4 protein-coding genes are annotated in these 3202 nt (G+C 71.5%); all 4 read right to left on the bottom strand.

Going from position 1 to position 3202, the window contains the following annotated elements; all coding sequences use genetic code 11:
* Positions 1–531 (bottom strand): 2Fe-2S iron-sulfur cluster-binding protein (locus LLG88_16545; protein ID MCE5248517.1); only part of this gene is annotated, 531 nt, incomplete at its 3' end.
* 1 nt (position 532) lies between these two features.
* Entirely contained in the window at positions 533–1828 is a 1296-nt protein-coding gene (nuoF, locus tag LLG88_16540) for an NADH-quinone oxidoreductase subunit NuoF (GenBank protein MCE5248516.1), read from the bottom strand.
* A 34-nt stretch (positions 1829–1862) separates the two neighbouring features.
* On the bottom strand, positions 1863–2423 hold the full coding sequence (locus tag LLG88_16535) for an NAD(P)H-dependent oxidoreductase subunit E (GenBank protein ID MCE5248515.1): 561 nt from the start codon (positions 2421–2423) through the stop codon (positions 1863–1865).
* A partial coding sequence (locus LLG88_16530) for an NADH-quinone oxidoreductase subunit D (protein MCE5248514.1) occupies positions 2420–3202 on the bottom strand: 783 nt, incomplete at its 5' end. The genes LLG88_16530 and LLG88_16535, both read right to left, overlap by 4 nt.

Here is a 3202-nt window from a genome sequence, read left to right as displayed (position 1 = left end):
GATCTCCTCCCGCACGCCGCGCAGCAACATCGCCAGCTCGCCGGTCTTCGGCACCTCCTCGCAGAAGCGGATGCAGCGCGTGCACTTGATGCACCGCTCCCAGTCGAAGACGACGTGCGGCCCGAGCTCGCGCCGCTTCGGGCCGTGCTCCTTCTCCTCGACGAAGCGGGTCGTCGGCTGGCCGAAGCGGTAGGCGTAGTCCTGCAGCTTGCACTCCCCCGCCTGATCGCAGATCGGGCAGTCGAGCGGGTGGTTGACGAGCAGGTACTCCATCACCCGGCGGCGCAGCTTGGCCGCGCCCGGCCCGTCGGCGTGGACGACCATCCCCTCGGCGACCACCGTGTTGCAGGCGATCGCCGGCTTGGGGAACTTCTCGATCTCGACGAGGCAGATGCGGCAGTTGCCGGCGATCGAGAGGCCCGGATGGTAGCAGTAGTGCGGGATCTCGACGCCGTTGGCCAACGCGGCCTGCAGCACCGTCGTCCCCGCGGGAACGGTCAGCTCGCGGTCGTCGATGCGGAAGGTCGGCATGTCAGGCGCCCGTCCCCGAGGCGGCCGCGGCCAGCGGCCGGCCGCGCTCGATGTAGTGCTCGAACTCGTCGCGGAACTTGGCCACGAAGGCGCGGCAGGGCATCGCCGCCGCGTCGGCGAGAGGGCAGATCGTCGTCCCCTGCATCCCCTGCGCGATCTCGTCCAGCAACTCGAGGTCCTCGGGGCGTCCGCCGCCGCGGCGGATCCGCGCGATCACCTTCTCGATCCAGCCGGTCCCCTCGCGGCAGGGGGTGCATTGGCCGCACGACTCGTGGGCGTAGAAGTGCGCCACCCGCTCGGCGACGGCGACCATGTCGGTCCCCTCGTCCATCACGATGCAGCCGGCGGAGCCGAGCATCGAGCCGGCCTTGGCCAGCGCGTCGAAGTCCATCCGCAGCCCCGCGCACTCCTCGGCCCGCAGGACCGGCGTCGAAGAGCCGCCGGGGATCACCGCCTTGAGCGCGCGTCCCGGGCGGAGCATCCCGCCGCCGAAGCCGTCGATCAGCTCGGCGAGCGGCAGCCCCATCGGCGCCTCGTAGACGCCGGGGCGCCGCACGTGGCCGGAGAGGCAGTAGAGCTTCGGGCCGGTGTTCTTTTCGTCGGGGCCGATCGCCTTGAACCAGTCGGCGCCGCGCTCGACGATGAACGGCACGCAGCAGAGCGTCTCGACGTTGTTGATCGTCGTCGGCCGGCCGTAGACGCCGTGCGCCGCGGGGAACGGCGGCTTGAGGCGCGGGTTGCCGCGCCCCCCCTCGAGCGAGTCCATCAGCGCCGTTTCCTCGCCGCAGATGTAGGCGCCCGCGCCGCGGTGGATCACGATCTCGCACGACCAGCCGCTTCCCAGCACGTCGCGGCCGACGTAGCCGGCGGCGCGCGCCTCGCGCAGCGCGTCGATCAGCGTCTTCGCGCCGTAGGCGTACTCGCCGCGGATGTAGATGAACGCCCGCTCGGCGCGCAGCGCGTAGGCGGCGATCAACGTCCCCTCGAGCAGCATGTGGGGATCGTTCTCGATCAGCAGCCGGTCCTTGAACGTCCCCGGCTCCGACTCGTCGGCGTTGCAGACGAGGTAGTTCGGCCGCTCCGGCGTCGGGTCCTTCGGCATGAACGACCACTTGAGGCCGGTCGGGAAGCCGGCGCCGCCGCGGCCGCGGAGGCCGGAGGCCTTGACGAGGTTCACGAGCGCGTCGGGCGTCAGGCCGAGCGCCTTGCGCAGGGCGAGGTAGCCGCCGCGCGCTTGGTACACGCCGAGCGTCTGCGAGCCGTCGATCCCCACGTTGCGCGTCAGAACAGGTTCCATCGCCCGCCTCGGGGCCGCGCCGCGGCCCGCGCCGTCATTCCACAATCGCCCGCCGCGGCCCGGCGCCCGGCACGGGGCGCTCCCCGCGCCGCAGCGCGTCGAGCAGCGCGTCCACCCGCTCGAGATCCATGTCTTCGTAGAAGTCGTCGTCCACCTGCAGCACCGGGCCGGTCCCGCAGGAGCCGAGGCACTCGACGCAGACCAGCGTGAACAGCCCGTCCGCGGTCGTCTCGCCGGCCTCGATCCCCAGCTTCTCCTCGATGTGCTCCCGCACGCGGTCGCAGCCGCGGAGCATGCAGGAGACGGTCGTGCAGAGCTGCAGCAGATGCCGCCCCGCCGGGGCGGTGCGGTACATGGTGTAGAACGACGTCACGCCGTGGACGTAGGCCGGGGTCAGCCCCAGCCGCTCGGCGATCCAGCGCTCGGCGTCGAGGGAGACGTACCCCCTCTCGTCCTGCGCGAGGTGGAGCAGCGGCATCAGCGCCCCGCGCGGCTGCGGGTAGCGGGCCACGATCTCGTCCGCGCGGCGCGCGAACTCCGGTCCGAACGTCTCGGGCCGCGCCTCGTTCCCCGCGCGGCGGTCTTCGGCGCTCATCGGTCCACCTCCCCCATCACCGGATCGAGGCTGCCGATGATCGCCACGACGTCGGCGACGAGCGCGCCGACGGCCATCGTCTCGATCGCCTGGAGATTGCAGAAGGCGGCCGGCCGGATGCGGCAGCGGTAGGCGGACGGGCCGCCGTCGCTGACGACGTAGAAGCCGAGCTCCCCCTTCGGCGCCTCGATCGCGTGGTAGACCTCGCCCAGCGGCGGGCGGATCCCCTCGGTGAGGATGACGAAGTGGTGGATCAGGTCCTCCATCGAGGTCAGGACCTTCTCCTTCGGCGGCAGGACGACCTTCGGCGCGTCGGCGAGGATCGGCCCCTCGGGGAGCCGCGCCAGCGCCTGGTCGATGATCTTCGACGACTGCCGCATCTCCTCGATCCGCACGAGGTAGCGGTCGTAGACGTCGCCGACCGTGCCGGCCGGGATCTCGAAGTCGTACTCCTCGTAGCCGAGGTACGGCTGCGCCTTGCGCAGGTCCCACTCGATCCCCGAGGCGCGGAGCGGCGGGCCGGTCAGGCCGAGAGCCTTCGCCTGGTCGAGCGAGATCACGCCGACGTTCTGCGTCCGGTCGAGCCAGATCCGGTTGCGGGTCAGCAGCCCTTCCATCTCGTCGTAGTGGGCCGGGACCTGCTTGTTCCAGGCGGCGAGCTTCTCCGGCCAACCCTCCGGCACGTCGCGCGACATCCCGCCGATCCGCACGGTGGAGGTCGTCATGCGGGCGCCGGTGAGCTGCTCGAAGAGGTCGTAGAGGTACTCGCGCTGCTGGAA

It is taken from the genome of bacterium (assembly GCA_021372775.1).
Lineage (GTDB): Bacteria > Acidobacteriota > Polarisedimenticolia > J045 > J045 > JAJFTU01.
This window is presented reverse-complemented; position numbering and strand designations above follow the sequence as displayed.